Below are 18,290 nucleotides of genomic sequence, written 5' to 3' on the forward strand. Positions count from 1 at the left end.
CCGCCCGGTACGTCTCGCAAAACCAGCCCCGCGCATCGCCAAAGCGCGGAGACACCACCCGCCGGACCGCCGGAATCTCCGTCTCAATCACCTGCATGCTCGGGGGACCTCAAGATCGGGAAGCTGGACGTCCTTGGCAAGTGTGGATCCCGGCCTGTCAAGGATCAGAGGGGATTTTCGAAGGGGCCGCGATGCGTCTGAGCCGTCGCAAGCCCGCCGCCCTGTTTCCGACACAGGACTTCGCGAGTGGGGACGGCGTTTGATGTTGACGGACGACCGCCTCAGCGCGGGGGATGGTCCGGACGGAAAGTATCGATGATCGCCATTCAGATCATATCCGGAACGTTCGGCGCCGGGCCGGGATCTTACGAATTCGGCGTCTTCGGGCTGCCCGATGGAAGCCTGCGCGGGGTCGAGGACCTGGAGACCTTGACGCTCGCGCCGCCTGAGCAGGTGGTTCCGCGGCGCACCGGTATCGCCCGGGGATTGCGAGACGCTCTGGTGGCCACTGGTCCCCTGCCGAACCCGCTCGGCCTCGCCGCGTCTCTCATGCATGCCGGACTCGATGTCCTCGGGGGCGACGCGCGGCCGACCTGGTCCGTCGAGCTTCGATTCCGGGATGGGGTCCAGGCTCTGGTCCGGACCGATGCCGAGACGGCCGCCCAGATCGAGCGGGACCGTGAGGTGGTGCAGCGCGCCAGCCTGCGCCTGCCTCCACCCCGCTCTGCGGTGCCGCCGGACGAGATCCAGCCCCGGATGCCCGCGGTGGCAGAGGGTGAGGCCGCCTCGATCGACGCGTCCGTGCCCGATGGGCAGACCCTTTCCTCCCTCTTTGCTTACGAGAAGCGCGGAGGCCGTGTGCGCCGCCTCTCCAAGGCACTGGACGGCACCTGATCCGCCGCGGTGGAGGGAGATCAGCCCGTGATCGTGCTCACATGGGCCGCGACGACCTTCCAGCCGTCGGGGAAGCGAATCCAGGTCTGGCTCTGGCGCCCGATACGCCCCGGGGCGCTCGAGCGGGTGAACAGCGTCATGGCGATTCCGGTATCGGACCCGTAGGTGGTGATGACGGTGTCTCTCAGGTCGCGCGCCAGGCCCTCGGGCGACCGCGCCCGACGGAACGCACGGATGGCCTCCATCCCGTAGAGGTTCTCGGCCCCACCGTAGCGGATCGTGCGCGCATCATCATGGAACAGGGCCTCCAGCGTCGGCACATCGTTGCCCACTAGGGCCGCCTCGTAGGCCGCGAAGGCGGCCTCCACCTCGGCCTTCACGGCCGGATCGTCGATGATCATCGCGGTCTCGCTCACAGGTTCGCCACGGGCGCGCGGACGATGCCGTCCCGCTCCAACTGGTGCGCTACGCGCAGGGCGTAGGCCTCGCGCCAAGGAGCGGCGATCACTTGGACGCCGAGGGGCAGGCCGTCGTCCAGGCGCACGGGGACAGCCACCACCGGCAGGCCGACGAAAGAGATCGGCTGGGTGAACACCCCGATATTGGCCCGCACCGGCAGAGTCACCCCGTCGAGGACGAAGGTGGTCTGGCCTGAACGGGGCGCCCGGCAAGGCGTGGCGGGGGCCAGGATCACGTCGACCTCGCGGAACAGTTCGAGGACGGCGGCCCGGTACCAGCGGCGGAAACGCTGCGCCCGCTCGACCATCGGGGCCGGGATCATCGCCCCGGCGATCAGCCGGTCGCGTACGGCCGGATCGAAATCCTCCGCCCGGGTCCGCAGGCGATCGAGATGGAGCGCGGCTCCTTCGGCCGCCGTGATGAGGTAGGCCGCCGCCCGGGCACGGGCCGCCTCCGGAATTTCGACGCTGCGCGTGACGCCGAGGGCCCGGGCGATGGCGGCCACCGCCGCGAACGCCTCGGCGTCGCCACCGCGCGCAAAGTAGCCGCCCGCCACCGCGACGCGCAGGTTCCCCAGCCCGTCGGAGAGGTGAGGCAGAGCCGGCTCTGCGGGTCGCGTCGTGGCCACCGGGTCGTCCGGGTCCGGCCCCTGCATGGCGTCGTAGCTCAGGGCGAGGTCCGTGACGCTGCGCGCCATGGGTCCGACATGGTCGAGGCTGCCGACGAAGGGAAAGCTGCCCGCCCGACTCAGGCGACCGTAGGTTGGTTTGAGGCCGAAGCACCCGCAGAAGGTGGAGGGGACGCGGATCGAGCCATTGGTGTCGGAGCCGAGGGCGATCGGCACCAGCCCGGCCCCGACCGCCCCGCCCGAGCCTCCGGACGAGCCGCCGGACATGTGATCGAGATCGTGCGGGTTCCGGGACGATCCGTCATGGACGTTCTCGCCGGTGAAATCGTAGGCGTACTCGCCCATGTTGAGGCCGCCGACGAGGATCGCACCCGCCGCCTCGAGCCGGCGCACCAGGGCGCCGTCGCGCTCCGCCGGGGCCCGATCGCGGTTGATCTTCGCACCGGCGCGGGTCGGCAGACCGGCGATGTCGAACAGATTCTTGACCGCGAAGGGCACGCCGGCCAGCGGACCCAGGGTCTCGCCCCGATCGCGGGCCGCATCCAGGGCCTCGGCGCGGGCCTGGGCGCGCGGGGCGAGAATGTCCGTGAAGGCATTCACCGCACCGTCGACCCGCGCGATGCGCGCCAGGGTCGCGGCGACGTTCGCGCGGGCGCTGGTCGTCCCATCCCGAAACGCCGCCGCCAGCGCCTCGGCCGTCATCGTGCTCGGATCGTGCATCGTGTCCGGACCGTTCATGCTTCGTAGACCGGGGCGGCATCCACCTCGTCGGGCAGGGAAAACGCGGCCACATGCGCGGCGGCCGCGCGCAGGACCGCGAGGTTGCTTCCGATGGCGCCGATCCAGGCTGGATCGAGGGGGATGGCGAGCAGCCCGGCCGCTGCCTTGATGTAGGCGTCGAGGCCATCGGCCGGTGGATCGTTGCGCTCCGACATGCGCTGTCTCCTAAAGATGTCGCGTCTCCGCGTGAGGGTGATCCCGACTAAAGGGGGGACTCGGCCGGCCCGGCGAGACAGGATGAGCTGGACGAAGGTGCCGCGTCGTCGGGGCCGGAAGCAAGCGTCAGGCCGGGCGACGGCCCCGGAGCGCTGGCCGGGCCGATCCTGCGGCCTTGCGGCAACGCGCTCCGCAGGCCCGAAGGTTCGGTTCCCCCCGTGTCGGGCGCATCTCAGGATGTGCCGCTCAGGGCTGCGATCACCGCCGCCGAGGAGGCGACCCAGCCGAAGATTCCACCCTGTGCGGCAATCATCGCGAGGCCCACACGATGGAATTCGGGGAAGTAGGAGGCGCAGCCATCCCCGACCGCCACGCAGCGATAGCCGCGGTCGTTACCCTCTCTAATCGTGGTGTGCACGCAGACCTCGGTGGTGACTCCGCAGACGAGCAGGGTCGCGATGCGGCGGGCGGCCAGGACCGCACCGAGATCCGTGGCGTAGAAAGCGCCCTTCCCCGGCTTGTCGATGACCACCTCGCCCCGCATCGGTGCCAATGCGGGAACGATGCCGTGGCCCGGCTCGCCGCGGATCAGGATGCGGCCCATCGGGCCCGGAGCGCCGATCCGTGCGCTGGGCTCGCCCCGTTCCAGCTTGGCCGGCGGCGCATCGGACAGGTCCGGCTTGTGGCCCTCCCGCGTATGCACGACCAGAAGCCCTGCGCCCCGGGCCGCGGTGAGGACGGCCCGGATCGGCGGCACGGCGGCCTGGAGGAGCGACACGTCGTTGCCCAGGCTTTCACCGAAGCCGCCCGGCTCCAGAAAATCGCGCTGCATGTCGATCACCACCAGCGCGGTCGTCGCCGGATCGATCGTCAGGGGGGCGGGCTCGGCCGCGAGGATGTGGGGCATGCCGGGATACCGGGCCGGAGGAGCGTCGGCGCGACGGATGCAAGGACCGTGCGGCCGCCGCGAATCTGCGGATGATGATGGCGGCAGGATCGACGATGGGCACGCCTGAATGCTTCGCGATGCTGCATCGTTCCGATGCAGGCCGGGGACCGTTCCGGCGCTGTACCCAGCCTCGCACTGCAGGGGGCGATGCCAAGGAGCGAGGCCGACGTGCGGCGCGGCGGACGCGCCTGCGATGTTTCCGGGCCTCCGTGGGCTGTCGGGCCTCCGTCGTCCTGCCGGCGGGTTCGTCACCGCGCTCTCGGACCGCGCGGGTGAGGGGAAGGGCGCGGGTTTCCCCGTTGCCCTGCCCTGCCGCCGCCGGCCGCGTCTCGGAGTGTTGCGGAATTACGCCAATCGCCCGCGACCCCTTTGCGGCGATCGCCCCTGGCACATCGGTTGCTGCGATGCCGGCAACTGGGCGTCCAAGCCCTTGGGGGACGTTATGACCATCACAACATTTCTAAGACCCCTGACGGCTGTCGCCCTGGGCCTGGCCGCCCTTACGCCCGCCCTGGCCGCCGACCTCGACAAGAGGCCTCCGGCCGCCCCGCCGGAGGGTCCGTCCTCGTTCTTCCTGTTCTCGGACACCCAGGTCAGCTACCGCTACCAGTTCCCCGCGGCCAACCCGGGCAGCCAGGTCCAGCGCGCCGATGGCAGCTTCCGCAACCAGGATGCTCCCAAGCACATCCTCAACATCTCGCACGCCGATGCCTGGGCGTACGGGACGAACTTCTTCTCCCTCGACATCCTCAAGTCGGGCGCCCAGTTCCCGGCCGGGACCACCGACGGTTTCGGCGTGCCGACCTTCTCCGATTCTGGAAACACCGAGGCCTACGGCCTCTACCGCGGCACCCTGAGCCTGAACGCGCTGACCGGCACCAAGGCCTTCGTCGTGCCGGGCCTCATCAAGGACGTCTCGCTCGCCTTCGGCTTCGACGCCAACGCCCAGAACGACGCCTTCGGCTCGAAGAAGCGCGACGTGGTGGGCGGTCTGAACTTCGCCTTCGACGTCCCGGTCGGCTTCCTCAACGCCTCGGTGCAGGCCTACAAGGAGTGGAACCGCAACGGCTTCAACGTGGCGCCCAACCGCGACGTCAGCTTCGACACCGTGCCCGAGTTCGAGATCGTCTATAACTTCCCGCTGACCTTCACGGGCCTGCCCCTGAGCATCGCCGGCTTCAACAACATCGTCCTGCCCAAGGGTCGGGGCGTGAACGATCCGGGGGCGTTCGCCTTCAACCCGAAGACGGGCCTGGAATTCCTCTCGCGGACCAACTTGGTTCTCGACGTCGGCAAGCTGATCTACGATCAGCCCAACCGGGTCGATGTGTTCATCGGGTTCCAGTACTGGCACAACAAATTCGGTAACATCGAGCGGGCCGACTTCAAGGGCACGGAGGAGAAGAGCTTCCTGGCCGGCGTGGCCTTCCACGTGTTCTAGAAGCCCGGTGTCGCGCTTCGACCGATCCTTGATCACGATGCATGATGCCCGCACGGGACGGCAGCCGATGCGAGCCCAGGGAGATGACGGACGATATGGTCGAGTCCAGCCCATCGAAGCGTCTCTGGATCCGCAATCCTCTGGCGATCCTGGCACCGGAATCCGGCGGTGGCCTCGTCGTCGAGGGCTCCCGCATCGTCGAGCGGGTACGGGCCGGGGCGACGCCCGCTGCGCCCGTGGACGAGACCTTCGACGCCGGCCGCCACGTGGTCATCCCGGGTCTCGTCAACACCCACCACCACTTCTTCCAGACGCTGACCCGCGCCCATCCGGTGGCGATCAACAAACCGCTCTTTCCGTGGCTGAAGGCGCTCTACACCGTCTGGGACAGGATCACCCCCGAGGCGTTCCGGCTGGCGACCCGGCTCGCCTACACCGAGCTGCTGCTCTCCGGCTGCACCACGGCCGGGGATCACCACTACCTCTTTCCCAAGGGGCTGGAATCCTCCGTCGACATCCAGGTCGAGGAGGCCGGGCCGGTCGGGATCCGCGCCTTCGTCACCCGCGGCTCGATGAGCCTGTCCGAGCGCGACGGCGGACTGCCGCCCGAATGTCTGACCCAGGACGATGACACCATCCTGGCCGACAGCGAGCGGGTGCTGCGCCTGTTCCACGACCCCAAGCCCGGCGCGATGGTACAGATCGGGCTGGCCCCCTGCTCGCCTTTCAACGTGACGAAGCGGCTGATGCGCGAGAGCGCGGCACTGGCCGAGCGCCACGATTGCCGCCTGCACACCCATCTCGGCGAGACGCTGGACGAAGACCGCTACTGCGTCGAGCTGTTCGGCCAGCGCCCGGTGGATTACCTCGAGGAGGTGGGCTGGATGGGCCCGCGCACCTGGCTTGCCCACGGCATCCACTTCAACGACGCAGAGGTGAAGCGTCTCGGGGCGGCCGGCGTCGGCGTATGTCACTGCCCGACCTCGAACATGACGCTGGCCTCCGGCCAGTGCCGGACCTGCGAGCTGGAGGCCGCCGGCAGCCCCGTCGGCCTCGGCGTCGACGGTTCGGCCTCGAACGACAGCTCGAACCTGATGGAGGGCGTCCGCCACGCCCTGATGATCAACCGCCTGACCTACGGGGCCGAGGCCGTGACCCATCTCGACGCCCTGCGCTGGGCGACGGAGGGGTCCGCCGCCTGCCTTGGACGGACCGATATCGGCCGGATCGCGGAGGGCTGCGAGGCGGATCTGGCGCTGTTCACCCTCGAGGAACTGCGCTTTTCCGGCGCGCACGATCCGCTGGCCGCCCTGGTTCTCTGCGGCGCGCACCGGGCCGACCGCGTGATGGTGGCAGGCTCCTGGCGCGTGGTCGACGGCCAACCCGTCGGAATCGAGACCGGGCAGCTGCGCGAGGCCCACTCCCGTCTCGCCCGCACCCTGTTCGGAACCCTCTAGGGTGACCCCGGTCGTCCCCCCGGCCCGAACGGAGGGGCCGACACCTCTGTTCGGCGCCTACGGCATCGTCAAGCGCTTCGGCGACGTCACGGCCAATGACGGGATCGACCTGGAGATCCGGGCCGGCGAGATCCATGCCTTGCTCGGCGAGAACGGCGCCGGCAAGTCGACCCTGATGAAGATTCTCTACGGGCTCCTGGAGCCCACCGAAGGCGTGGTCACCCATCGCGGCGACATCGTGCGCCTCGCCAATCCGGAGGCGGCCCGGGCGCTGGGCATCGGCATGGTGTTCCAGCACTTCTCCCTGTGCGAGAACCTGACGGTCGCCGAGAACATCGCCCTGGTCATGCCGCGGGCCTTACGGGGTCGGACCCTGAAAGCGCGCATTGCTGCGGTCGGCGGTACCTACGGGCTGCACCTCGACCCGGATCGGCCCGTCTGGTCGCTCTCGGCCGGCGAGCGCCAGCGCATCGAGATCATCCGCTGCCTCCTGCAGGACCCGCACCTCGTGATCCTGGACGAGCCGACCTCGGTGCTGACGCCCGGCGAGGCGGACCTGCTGTTCGGCGTGCTGGAGCGTCTGCGCGACGAGGGTCGGGCGCTGCTCTATATCTCCCATCGCCTCGACGAGGTGCGCCGGCTCTGCGCGCGTGCCACCATCCTGCGCGGCGGCCGGGTGGTGGGAACCTGCGACCCACGCGCCGAGACCGCCCGGTCGCTCGCCGCCATGATGGTGGGGGCGCAGGTGGGCGAGGTAAAGCCGCCCACCGGGCAGGCAGCCGGACCCGCGCGTCTGGTCCTGTCCGGGCTCACCCTCCCCGCTCCCGGGCTGCACGGCACCGCCCTCGACCGCGTTTCGCTCAGCGTGCGCGGCGGTGAGATCGTGGGCATCGCCGGAATCGCCGGCAACGGGCAGGCGGAGCTGTTCGACGCCCTCTCTGGTGAGACCCTGGCGTCCGAGCCCGAAATGGTGCGGTTCGACGGCGTGATGTCCGGGCGCCTCGGGATCACGGCCCGGCGGCGGGGCGGCGCCGGCTTCGTACCGGAGGACCGCAACGGCCACGGCGCGGCCCCGACCCTGAGCCTGTCCGACAACGCGATCCTGTCGCGTCACGCCACGGCAGGCCTGAGCCGCTTCGGATTCCTGCGTCGCGCCGTCGCGAAATCCCTCGCCCGCGCCGTCATCGACGCCTTCGACGTGCGCGGGGCGGGGTCCGATCCCACCGCCGGTACCCTGTCGGGCGGCAACCTGCAGAAGTACCTGATGGGGCGTGAGATTCTGGCCGAACCCGGCATCCTCGTGGTCAACCAGCCGACCTGGGGCGTCGACGCCCTGGCCGCCGCCCATATCCGGCAGGCGCTCCTCGACTTGGCGGAGCGGGGCACTGCCGTGCTGGTGATGAGCCAGGACCTCGACGAACTGTTCGCGATCGCCGGGCGGATCGCGGTATTGCACGACGGCACACTGTCGCCGGCCGTGCCGGCGGCCGGAACCACGCGTGAGACCCTGGGCCTGCTCATGGGTGGGTCGGAGCCAGCGCGCATTCCGCCGCCCGCATCGGTCCTTGCGGACACCCCCTGGGGGCCGACCCATGCGCATTGACCTGACGCCGCGCGCCAACCGCTCGGCCCTGTTGGATGCGCTCTCGCCCATCCTGGCCTTCCTGGCCGCCCTGGTGGTCGGTGGCCTCGTGGTATCCGCCCTCGGCCGATCTCCGGCCGCCGCCTTCGTGACGTACTTCGTGGCGCCCCTGAGTGAGGTCTGGTCGCTGCAGGAGGTGGCCATCAAGGCCGCGCCGCTCGCCCTCATCGCCACGGGCCTCGCCTTCTGCTTTCGTGCCAACATCTGGAATATCGGGGCGGAGGGACAGTTCGTCATGGGCGGCCTGTTCGGCGGCTGGATCGGCGTCGCCACCCACGGGGCCACCGGCAACACCGCCTGGGTACTGCCCCTGATGCTGGTCGTCGGGACACTGGCGGGCCTGCTCTACGCGCTGATTCCCGCCCTGCTGAAGGTCCGCCTCGGGGTTTCGGAGATCCTGACCAGCCTGATGCTGGTCTATGTCGCCGAGCTGCTGCTCGACTACATGGCGCGGGGACCCTTGCGGGATCCGGCCGGCTTCAACTTCCCCCAGAGCGTCCCCTTCGATGAAGCGGCGCGCCTGCCCTACCTGATGGAGGGCGACACCCTGCATGCCGGCGTGGCCATCGCACTGGTGGTCCTCGGCCTCGCCACGCTGGTGCTCGCCCGGACCCTGTTCGGCTTTACCGTTCGGGTGGTGGGCGCGAGCCCGCGGGCGGCGCGCTTCGCCGGCTTCAGCGATGCGCGCCTGACCCTGGCGGTCTTCGCCGTCTCCGGAGCGGCCGCGGGCCTCGCGGGCATCTCCGAGGTGGCAGGCAGGATCGGCCAGCTCCAGCCCTCGATCTCGCCCGGCTACGGGTTCACCGCCATCATCGTCGCGTTCCTGGGGCGGCTCTCTCCGGTGGGAATCCTGGTCGCCGCCCTCGTCATCGCCCTCACCACCATCGGCGGCGAGGGCGCGCAAATCGACTTGAAGCTGCCCCTCGACCTCACGCGTGCCTTCCAGGGCCTGCTCCTCGCCCTAGTGCTCGGAGCCGACGCCCTGTCGCGCTACCGGGTCCGCCTCGTGCCGGGAGCTGCCGCGTGAGCCTCGACATCCTGCAGATGGTGCTCGTCACCATCGTCGCCGCCGCCACGCCGCTGATGATCGCGGCCCTCGGCGAAGTCGTCGTCGAGCGTGCGGGCGTCCTCAACCTCGGCGTCGAGGGCATGATGGTGCTGGGTGCGGCCACCGGCTTCGCCGTGGCGGTGGAAACCGGGTCGACGCTGGTGGGCGCGGCGGCCGGGGCCGGGGCAGGCCTCGCCCTCTCAGCCCTGTTCGGACTTCTCACCGTGGTCCTGAGTGCCAATCAGGTCGCCTCCGGCCTCGCCATGACGATCCTCGGCCTCGGTCTCTCGGGCCTCGTCGGCGCGTCCTATGTCGGCTTGAAGCGCGCGCCGGCGCCGCATCTCGACCTGCCTGGCCTTACGGATCTTCCCGGCATCGGACGTCTGGTCTTCGGGCAGGACGGCTTCGTCTACTTCGCCTTCGCGCTGGCGGCGGGGGGGTGGTGGTTCCTCTGGCGCACCCGCACCGGCCTGATCCTGCGGGCCATCGGGGACGACCACACCGCGACGCATGCGCTCGGGCTCCAGGTCCGCACGGTCCGATTCCGTGCCGTGCTGTTCGGGGGGGCCTGCGCAGGCCTCGCCGGGGCCTACCTGTCGCTGTCCTATACCCCATTCTGGGCACCCGCGATGACGGCCGGGCGGGGCTGGATCGCCCTCGCCCTCGTGGTCTTCGCCTCCTGGCGCCCACTCCGGGTGCTGGCGGGAGCGTTGCTGTTCGGCGGCGCCACGGTGCTCCAGCTCAACGCTCAGGCCGCCGGCATCGGCCTGCCGGGACAGCTCCTCTCCGCCCTGCCCTACCTCGCCACCATCCTGGCCCTGGTCTTGCTCTCCCTCGGCAGGCGCCAGGGCGGCTCCCTCGCCCCGGCGTCGCTCGGCCGGGTCTTCACCCCGCACCGGTAGGCGCGCGTACCTCGAAGGATCTCGGAACGATGCGGATTGTGCAGGGGACCCTGGTGGCCGTTCTCGCCCTCGGAATCGGAGGCGCGCAGGCCCAGGAGAAGAAGCCCGGCGAGAAGCTGAAGGTCGGCTTCGTCTATGTCGGACCGGTGGCCGATTACGGCTACTCGTACCAGCACGACCAGAGCCGCAAGGCGCTCGCAGCAGCCCTCGGCGACAAGGTCGAGACCAGTTTCCTCGAGAACGTGCCCGAGGCCGACAGCGAGCGCTCCATCGAGAGCCTCGCGCGCTCCGGCCACGGCCTGATCTTCACCACCTCGTTCGGCTTCATGGAGCCGACGCTGAAGGTCGCCAAGAAATTTCCCAAGCTGAAGTTCGAGCACGCCACCGGCTACAAGCGCGCGGCCAATGTTTCGACCTACTCGGCCCGGTTCTATGAGGGCCGTTACGTCTGCGGCGAGATCGCCGGCCGACTCTCGAAGACGGGCACCCTCGGGTACATCGCCTCGTTCCCGATTCCCGAGGTGGTGAGCGGCATCAACGCCTTCATGCTCGGCGCACAGTCGGTGAACCCCAATATCAAGCTCAAGATCGTCTGGGTGAACACCTGGTTCGATCCCGGCAAGGAGGCCGAGGCCGCCAAGGCACTGCTGGCCCAGGGCGCCGACATCCTGTCGCAGCACACCGATTCCGCCGCGCCGTTGCAGGAGGCGGAGAAGCAGGGCAAGCTCGCCTTCGGACAATCCTCCGACCAGATGCGCTTCGCGCCGAGGGCCCAGCTCACCTCCATCGTCGACGATTGGGACGGCTACGTCATCGGCGAGGCCAAGGCCGTCCTCGACGGCACCTGGAAGAGCCACGACACCTGGGGCGGCATCAAGGACGGCATGGTCGTGCTGGCGCCCTTCGCCAACATGCCCGACGACGTGAAGGCCAAGGCCGAGGCCACCAAGAAGGCGATCGCGGACGGCACGCTCCACCCGTTTCACGGTCCGGTATACAAGCAGGATGGTACAGAGGTCGTGAAGGCCGGCGAGAACGCCCCCGACCCGATGATCCTCGGCATGAACTGGTACGTGAAGGGCATCGGCGACACGCTTCCGCACTAGCCCGGTCGCGAACTGTCCCGTGGGGGCGACGAATCGGCGTTCGAACACGAGAGGCCGCATGAGACACGCGATCCGCTTCCTCCTCGGCCCTGACGCGCGCACGATCGAGACCTGCGACCCGACGCTGACGGTGCTCGACTGGCTGCGCGGGTCCGAGCGGCTGACCGGCACCAAGGAGGGCTGCAACGAGGGGGATTGCGGGGCCTGCACCGTGGTCGTGGTGCGCCCCGAGGGGCCGCCCGGCGCCGAGCGCCTGCGCTACCGCACGGTCGACGCCTGCATCACCTTCCTGGGTATGCTCGACGGGTGCCAGCTTCTCACCGTGGAGCACCTGCGCCGGGCCGACGGGACCCTGCATCCGGTCCAGCGCCTGATGGTGGCGGAGCACGGCTCGCAATGCGGCTTCTGCACGCCGGGCTTCGTGATGTCGCTGTTCGCCCTGACCAAGGACCGGCCCGCCGCGACCGGGGAGGTCTGGACCTCCGCGAGTCCCATCGACGACGCGCTCGCCGGCAATCTCTGCCGCTGCACCGGCTACGCGCCCATCGTGCGCGCCGCCGAGCGGGCGCTGGCCGCCCCCGAGGCGGATGCCTTCGACGCCGCCCACGACGACACCCTCGCCCGGCTGCTGGCCCTGCGTGACGATGAGACCGTGGCAGTCTCCGGTCCGAAGGGGCGCTTCCTCGCGCCCGCCACCATCCAGGGGGTCGTCGACCTCATGGCCGAGCACCCGGATGCGACCCTCGTCGCCGGGGCCACCGACGTCGCCCTCTGGGTGACGAAGGGTCTGCGCGTCCTCGACCCCGTGCTCTGGCTCGGGCGGGTGCCCATGCTGCGCGTCGTCGGCGAGGCCGCCGACCATCTTTACCTCGGGGCGGGCGTGAGCCTCGCCGAGGCCGGGCTGCACCTCTCGCGCCTGCATCCGGATCTCGGCGAGCTGTTCCGCCGGCACGGTGCCGCCCAGACCCGCAATGCCGGCACGCTCGGAGGAAACATCGCCAACGGTTCGCCGATCGGCGATGCGGCGCCGGCGCTGATCGCGCTGGGCGCCCGCCTCCACCTGATCGGCCGGGGCACCGAGCGCGAGATCCCCCTGGAGGATTTCTTCCTCGCCTACGGGCGGCAGGACCTGCGGCCGGGCGAGTTCGTCGGCGGGGTCCGGGTGCCGAAGCTCGGCCCCGACGCGCTGTTTCGCGCCTACAAGATCTCGAAGCGCTTCGACGAGGACATCTCCGCCGTGCTCGGCGCCTTCCGGGTGACCCTCGCGGGCGGCACGATCCGGGAGGCGCGCATCGCCTATGGCGGCATGGCGGGCACGCCCGGGCGCGCGGCACGGGCCGAGGCCGCCCTGGTGGGCCGGCCCCTCGACGCGGCCGTCGTGCCGGCCTTCAAGGCGGCGTTGGCCCAGGATTTCACGCCGCTCACCGACATGCGGGCGACGGCCGGCTACCGCCTCAGGGTGGCCGGCAACCTGATCGAGCGCCTGATCCACGAGGCCGCGCCGCGGGCGCCGGAGACCCGTCTCGCCTCCGTGGGAGCCCTGGCCCATGCTTGATCGCACGCCCCCGGCCCCGAAGGCCGACGACCGGATCGCGGGCGGGGCCCACACGCCGCGAATCCACGACAGCGCCGCGCGCCATGTCGGCGGCACCGCGATCTACATCGACGACATGGCCGAGCCGGCCGGCCTGCTCCACGTCTGCCTGGGGCTGAGCGCGCGCGCCCATGCCCGCCTCGTCTCGGTGGACCTCGCTCCCGTGCGGAGTGCCGAGGGCGTGGTCGCGGTGTTCACCGCCGCCGACGTGCCGGGCGTCAACGAGATCTCCTCCTCGCACCGGGACGACGAGCCGATGCTGGCGGAGGACACGGTGTCCTATCTCGGCCAGCCGATCTTCGCCGTGGCGGCCCTGACCCGCGCTGCGGCGCGCCACGCCGCACGCCGCGCCATCATCGCCTACGAGGATCTCGAGCCCGTCCTCACCTTCCGGCAAGCGCGGGCGGACGGAAACCTCGTCTGGCCCCCGATGACCCTGACGCGGGGCGATTCCGACGCGGTGCTGGCGCAGGCCCCCGGCATCGTCCGCGGCCGGATGGCCATCGGCGGCCAGGAGCACTTCTACCTCGAGGGCCAGATCGCGCTGGCGGTTCCGGGGGAGGACGACGAGGTCACCGTCTACACCTCGACCCAGCACCCCTCCGAAGCGCAAGCGCTCGTCGCCAAGGTGCTGGGCACGGTGAACTCGGCCGTGACGGCCGAGGTCCGGCGGATGGGCGGCGGCTTCGGCGGCAAGGAGAGCCAGTCCAACCTGTTCGCCTGCGTGGCGGCCCTGGTGGCCAAGAAGACCGGCCGCGCCGCCAAGATCCGGCCGGATCGCGACGACGACATGGTCATCACCGGCAAGCGCCACGATTTCGAAGTCGACTACCTCGTGGGCCACGACGCGGAGGGCAGGATCCTCGCCGTCGACATGCAGCTCGCCGCCCGTTGCGGCTGGGCCGCCGACCTGTCCGGCCCGGTCACCGACCGGGCCCTGTTCCACGCCGACAACTGCTATCATTACCCGGCGGTGCACCTGACCTCGCGGCCCTACCGCACGAACACCCAGTCCAACACCGCCTTTCGGGGCTTCGGCGGCCCCCAGGGCATGGTGGCGGCCGAGCGGGTGATCGAGGAGGTGGCCTATGCCTGCGGCCTCGACCCGCTGGAGGTGCGCAAGCGCAATTTCTACGGCACCGAGACCGACAACGTCACGCCCTACCACCAGACCATTTCCGACAATTGTATCCGGGATTTGGTGGCAAAACTGGAAGTCGATTGTGGGTATGCCGCGCGCCGCGCGGCCCTGCATGCGGCGAATGAAGCGAGCCCGGTGATCAAGCGCGGCATCGCCCTGACGCCGGTGAAATTCGGCATCTCCTTCACCTCCACCGCCTACAACCAGGCCGGCGCCCTGGTGCACATCTACAACGACGGCTCGGTCGGCCTGAACCATGGCGGTACCGAGATGGGCCAGGGGCTCTACGTCAAGGTCGCGCAGGTGGTGGCGGAGGAGTTCCAGATCGACGCCGACCGTGTCCGCATCACCGCGACCACCACCGGCAAGGTGCCGAATACCTCGGCCACCGCCGCCTCCTCGGGAGCCGACCTCAACGGCATGGCGGCCCGCGCCGCCGCCCAGACCCTGAAGGGCCGCCTGGTCGCCTTCGCGGCGGAGGCCTGGAGCGTCGAGCCCGAGACCGTGCTGTTCCTGCCCAACCGGGTCCGGGTGGGGAACCAGGAGATCCCCTGGGCGGACCTGATCCACAAGGCCTACCTCGCCCGCATCCCGCTCTCCGCCACGGGCTTCTACAAGACGCCGACCATCCATTGGGACCGCGATGCGGGCCGGGGCCACCCGTTCTACTACTTCGCCTATGGCGCGGCCTGCGTGCAGGCGGCGGTGGATACGCTGACCGGCGAGTACCGGATCGAGCGGGCCGACATCCTGCACGATTGCGGCCGCTCCCTGAACCCGGCCGTGGACAAGGGCCAGATCGAGGGCGGCTTCATCCAGGGGCTCGGCTGGCTCACCACCGAGGAATTGTGGTGGGACGGCACGGGCGCCTTACGCACCCACGCCCCCTCCACCTACAAGATCCCGGCCTGCGGCGACCGTCCGCGGATCTTCAACGTGGCCCTCTACGCGAACGAGAACCGCGAGGAGACGATCTACCGCTCGAAGGCGGTGGGCGAGCCACCGCTGATGCTCGGCATCGCCGGCCTGCACGCGCTCTCGGATGCGGTGGCGAGCGTCGCCGGCCATCGGCACTGCCCGCGCCTCGATGCGCCGGCGACGCCGGAGCGCGTCCTCGACGCCGTCGACCGGATGCGGGCGCTGGCAGACGCGCCACCTGCGCAGCCGTGAGCCTGGACCCGTCGGAGACGCTGTCGGCGACCCTGGCGACCGCCCTTGCGGCGGGTACGCCGGCGGCCCTGGTCACCGTGTCCGAGGCGCTGGGCTCGACGCCGCGCGCAGCCGGCACCGCCATGCTGGTGATGCCGGACCGGGTCGCCGGCACCGTCGGGGGCGGCACCTACGAATGGGCGGGCATCGCCCGCGCCCGGGAACTCCTGGCGGCGGGCGAGGCCGAGGCGACCCTGCGCAGGCCCCTGGGACCCGAGACCGGCCAGTGCTGCGGCGGGCACGTGACCCTGGCGATCCGCCGGGCCGATGCCGCGACGCTCGCCGCCCTCCGGGCCTCGGAGGCCGAATCCGCTGCACGGGCGCCCCTGGTGATGATCTACGGCGCGGGCCATGTCGGGCGCGCCCTGGCCCTGGCCCTCGACCCGCTGCCCGTCCGTCCGCGGATCATCGATGACCGGCCCGAGGAGATCGCGCGGGTTTCGAGCACGCGCGTCGCACGGGTCGTCGGCTCGGCCAGCGCCGCGGCGGAGGCTGCGCCGCCCGGGGCCGCCCACGTGGTGGTCACGCACAGCCACGCCCTCGACAGCCTGATCTGCGCCAGCCTGCTGGAGGCGAACACCTTCGCGTATCTCGGCCTGATCGGGTCTGCCACGAAGCGGGCGACCTTCCTCTCCGCCTTTCGGGCGATGGGCTTGGACGAGGCGGCGCTGGCCCGCCTCGTCTGCCCGATCGGCGGGACGCGGGTGCGCGACAAGCGCCCCGCGGTGATCGCCGCCCTGGTGGCGGCCGAACTCATCGCCGCCTTCGCGCCCTGAGCGTCAGGGGCGTCCGGCCGGTGGCGGAGGCGCCTCGCCGCCGCGCACCGGCCTCTCCTCGACCGGAACGCCCCCGGCCCGGGGCGGCACCGGGATCGCGTCGCCGCTGCGGATCGCCTCGGCCTCGTTGCGGGGGCCGGCCCGCCCCTCGGTTCCCCCCGGGGCGGTGGCGCCCTCCATGCCGGCGGGCGCGCCGACGCTCTGGGCCAGGGCCGGGCCGGCAAGGCCGAGGGAGAGGCTGAGGCTGAGAAGGCTGAGCACACGGATCATGCGGTCTGGACTCCTGAAGGCGGGTGGTCGAGGCGGGTTCAACGGTGGCGGCGGTGGGCCACCGACCGATGGCGGATCTGATGCCGGTGGCGGAGGGCGGTGCGGCCGCGCAGGCCGCCGGGGGCCGTGATCCGGGGCTGGCCTCCCGGCGCGATCAGGGTGCCCTGCGCCCGGGCGGCCGGGGCGAGCGCCAGGAGACCTGCCGCGAGCAGCGCTGCGGCGCACCCCCGCGCCATCAGGCTCCGAACCGAAAATCGAGGCGTCAAATCCCATCCTCCCTGCGGCCCGCTTGGCTGGGCGTCGATCAAGTTGCAGGCAAAGGACATGCCGGAGCGAACTGATATCACAAGGCTTTGTCGGATCGCGACGCTGCGGCTGCCTCAGGCCGGTCAGCTGCCACGATAGGTCTGGTAGCTCCAGGGGCTCGCCACCAGGGGCACGTGGTAATGCCCTTCCGGATCGGCGACCCCGAAACGCAGCGTGACGCTGTCGAGGAAGGGAGGTTCGGGCAGGCCCTGACAGGTGGCGCGGAAGTGATCGCCGATGCGGAAGCGCAGCTCGTAGGCAGCCACCGGAACGGGGCGTCCGCCGATCAGCGGCTCGTCCGTGCGCCCGTCGGCGTTCGTCACCGTGCGGGCCACCCGGACGGTCTCGGTCTCCGAGACCCATTCGTGGAGTTCCACCGGGATTCCCGGCGCCGGCCGGCCCGCCACGGTGTCGAGGACGTGGGTGGATATCCGGCCCGTGACGCGGGGCGCGCCCGGCCCGCTCACCAGGGTGCCGAGGCGAAGGGCGGCGATGCGGTACACCTCTGCGAGGGCGGTCCGGCGCTCGGTCTCCGGGTCGGCGGCGAGGCGTGCCTGGACGGTGCGCAGCAGCGAGGCGCGGCCATGGCGCCTGACGCAGAGGATGAACGGGAACCCGAAGGTCCGGCCATAGGCCGCGTTCAGCGCCGCGAAGCGCTCGCCTTCCGCCTCCGAGAGCCGATCGAGGCCGGCGGCCGCCGGCTCGGCGCTGGAATCGGGGGCGATCGTGCCGATGCGGGCCGCACGCCCGGCGAGCCCGGGGTGGTCGGTGAGAAGGGCGTGGCGGGCCGCCTCCGGCGCGGCCTCGACCGCCCCCTGCAGGGCAGCGAGCAGGGCCTCGACGGTGGGAAACGGCCGCTGTGCGGCGGCAGCCTCGGCGACCCAGGGCGCGTATTCGAACACGCCCCCGAGGGCGGCGACGAACGCACCGTGCGGGGCCTGGTTCAGGGCGTCGAGGGTCGGCATCGCGGATCCATCCTGCGCAGGGCGGGGGCCGGGGAAGCCATAGCAGGCAGCGGGCCATCCGGCGCGGGCGCGTGGCGGCGCAAGGATCGCCAGGCGCGCGAAAATGTGGTCTGGCCGGCGCTCCCGCCCGCTCGATGGATGCCGGACGGACAGCGAGGCCAGCCATGATCCGCAAGACGCACCTCCCGCCCGACGCGACGCTGATCCAGGTCGCGGGCGATCTCGCCGAGCCCGAGGAGTACCTGCGCCGGCTCCTCGGGAACATGCGGTTCTGCCAGAAGCGGCATGGCGACGCCCTGGTGCGGATCGGGGTGACCGGAAAGGGCAAGGGCGGGGGCAAGGGTGAGGGGCTGAGCCCCTCCTACCGGATCGACTACCGGGTGGACGGGGTCGAGACGGTCTTCAACGGCTTCGGCGGCACCTCGCACAGCGCCTTCACCGAAACCAACGTTCGCGAGACGAACTGGAGCCGGGCCCACGCGACGATCCAGGAGGTCCAGCGACTCTACGACGACCTGCGCAAGGGCCCGCCCCGCGCGCCTTGAGCCTGCCCGAGAGCCCGGCCGT

Annotated in this window: 18 protein-coding genes and 1 pseudogene; 11 read left to right on the forward strand and 8 right to left on the reverse strand. The window is 70.9% G+C overall.

The window, feature by feature from the left end; genetic code table 11:
- Positions 1-97: pseudogene (locus ASF58_RS27345) on the reverse strand (dTDP-4-dehydrorhamnose 3,5-epimerase); the annotation flags it as partial.
- A 218-nt stretch (positions 98-315) separates the two neighbouring features.
- Here ASF58_RS27345 and ASF58_RS22955 point away from each other — a divergent pair.
- Positions 316-894 carry a hypothetical protein gene (locus tag ASF58_RS22955; protein ID WP_055958209.1) on the forward strand — a complete coding sequence of 193 codons (579 nt, stop codon included), beginning with the start codon at positions 316-318 and terminating at the stop codon, positions 892-894.
- Between the two features lie 20 nt (positions 895-914).
- Here the strand turns inward: ASF58_RS22955 and hpxZ are convergent, their stop codons facing one another.
- The 4 genes from hpxZ to ASF58_RS22975 all read right to left on the reverse strand — a co-directional run bounded on the left by hpxZ (position 915) and on the right by ASF58_RS22975 (position 3,824).
- On the reverse strand, positions 915-1,295 hold the full coding sequence (gene hpxZ / locus ASF58_RS22960; protein WP_055958727.1) for an oxalurate catabolism protein HpxZ: 381 nt from the start codon (positions 1,293-1,295) through the stop codon (positions 915-917).
- 11 nt (positions 1,296-1,306) lie between these two features.
- Positions 1,307-2,701, reverse strand: a complete 1,395-nt coding sequence (locus ASF58_RS22965) for an AtzE family amidohydrolase (RefSeq protein ID WP_055958730.1) — start codon at positions 2,699-2,701, stop codon at positions 1,307-1,309.
- 14 nt (positions 2,702-2,715) lie between these two features.
- Positions 2,716-2,916, reverse strand: a complete 201-nt coding sequence (locus ASF58_RS22970) for an AtzG-like protein (RefSeq protein ID WP_055958212.1) — start codon at positions 2,914-2,916, stop codon at positions 2,716-2,718.
- A 233-nt stretch (positions 2,917-3,149) separates the two neighbouring features.
- Positions 3,150-3,824 (reverse strand): cysteine hydrolase, encoded by a 675-nt coding sequence (locus tag ASF58_RS22975; RefSeq protein WP_055958214.1) that lies wholly within the window; start codon positions 3,822-3,824, stop codon positions 3,150-3,152.
- A gap of 484 nt (positions 3,825-4,308) precedes the next feature.
- Here ASF58_RS22975 and ASF58_RS22980 point away from each other — a divergent pair, with 484 nt between their 5' ends.
- The 9 genes from ASF58_RS22980 to xdhC all read left to right on the forward strand — a co-directional run bounded on the left by ASF58_RS22980 (position 4,309) and on the right by xdhC (position 16,182).
- The gene (locus ASF58_RS22980) at positions 4,309-5,307 is read left to right on the forward strand and encodes a hypothetical protein (protein WP_055958218.1); all 999 of its coding nucleotides are present in this window, start codon (positions 4,309-4,311) and stop codon (positions 5,305-5,307) included.
- Between the two features lie 95 nt (positions 5,308-5,402).
- A complete protein-coding gene (locus ASF58_RS22985; RefSeq protein WP_055958733.1) occupies positions 5,403-6,764 on the forward strand; it encodes an 8-oxoguanine deaminase in 1,362 nt (453 codons plus the stop codon).
- Position 6,765: 1 nt separating this feature from the next.
- Positions 6,766-8,367, forward strand: a complete 1,602-nt coding sequence (locus tag ASF58_RS22990) for an ABC transporter ATP-binding protein (protein ID WP_055958221.1) — start codon at positions 6,766-6,768, stop codon at positions 8,365-8,367.
- Entirely contained in the window at positions 8,357-9,433 is a 1,077-nt protein-coding gene (locus ASF58_RS22995; protein WP_055958224.1) for an ABC transporter permease, read from the forward strand. The genes ASF58_RS22990 and ASF58_RS22995 overlap by 11 nt, the downstream gene beginning before the upstream one ends.
- Positions 9,430-10,356, forward strand: a complete 927-nt coding sequence (locus tag ASF58_RS23000) for an ABC transporter permease (protein WP_082513271.1) — start codon at positions 9,430-9,432, stop codon at positions 10,354-10,356. The genes ASF58_RS22995 and ASF58_RS23000 overlap by 4 nt, the downstream gene beginning before the upstream one ends.
- A 29-nt stretch (positions 10,357-10,385) precedes the next feature.
- On the forward strand, positions 10,386-11,462 hold the full coding sequence (locus ASF58_RS23005; RefSeq protein ID WP_055958228.1) for a BMP family ABC transporter substrate-binding protein: 1,077 nt from the start codon (positions 10,386-10,388) through the stop codon (positions 11,460-11,462).
- A 58-nt stretch (positions 11,463-11,520) separates the two neighbouring features.
- Positions 11,521-13,017, forward strand: a complete 1,497-nt coding sequence (xdhA, locus tag ASF58_RS23010) for a xanthine dehydrogenase small subunit (RefSeq protein WP_055958231.1) — start codon at positions 11,521-11,523, stop codon at positions 13,015-13,017.
- Entirely contained in the window at positions 13,010-15,367 is a 2,358-nt protein-coding gene (gene xdhB / locus ASF58_RS23015) for a xanthine dehydrogenase molybdopterin binding subunit (protein ID WP_055958234.1), read from the forward strand. Before xdhA ends, xdhB begins: the two co-directional genes overlap by 8 nt.
- Positions 15,364-16,182 (forward strand): xanthine dehydrogenase accessory protein XdhC, encoded by an 819-nt coding sequence (gene xdhC, locus ASF58_RS23020; protein WP_244477459.1) that lies wholly within the window; start codon positions 15,364-15,366, stop codon positions 16,180-16,182. Before xdhB ends, xdhC begins: the two co-directional genes overlap by 4 nt.
- Positions 16,183-16,185: 3 nt before the next feature.
- Here the strand turns inward: xdhC and ASF58_RS23025 are convergent, their stop codons facing one another.
- From ASF58_RS23025 to uraD, 3 genes are all read right to left on the reverse strand, one after another.
- A complete protein-coding gene (locus tag ASF58_RS23025; protein ID WP_082513272.1) occupies positions 16,186-16,452 on the reverse strand; it encodes a hypothetical protein in 267 nt (88 codons plus the stop codon).
- 38 nt (positions 16,453-16,490) lie between these two features.
- Entirely contained in the window at positions 16,491-16,688 is a 198-nt protein-coding gene (locus ASF58_RS23030) for a hypothetical protein (protein WP_055958237.1), read from the reverse strand.
- A gap of 153 nt (positions 16,689-16,841) precedes the next feature.
- Positions 16,842-17,723 carry a 2-oxo-4-hydroxy-4-carboxy-5-ureidoimidazoline decarboxylase gene (gene uraD / locus ASF58_RS23035; RefSeq protein WP_055958240.1) on the reverse strand — a complete coding sequence of 294 codons (882 nt, stop codon included), beginning with the start codon at positions 17,721-17,723 and terminating at the stop codon, positions 16,842-16,844.
- 164 nt (positions 17,724-17,887) lie between these two features.
- Between uraD and ASF58_RS23040 the strand changes: the two genes are divergently transcribed.
- Positions 17,888-18,268, forward strand: a complete 381-nt coding sequence (locus ASF58_RS23040) for a hypothetical protein (RefSeq protein WP_055958243.1) — start codon at positions 17,888-17,890, stop codon at positions 18,266-18,268.
- Positions 18,269-18,290 lie beyond the last annotated feature (22 nt).

The sequence above is a fragment of the Methylobacterium sp. Leaf125 genome (assembly GCF_001423085.1).
Taxonomy (GTDB): domain Bacteria; phylum Pseudomonadota; class Alphaproteobacteria; order Rhizobiales; family Beijerinckiaceae; genus Methylobacterium.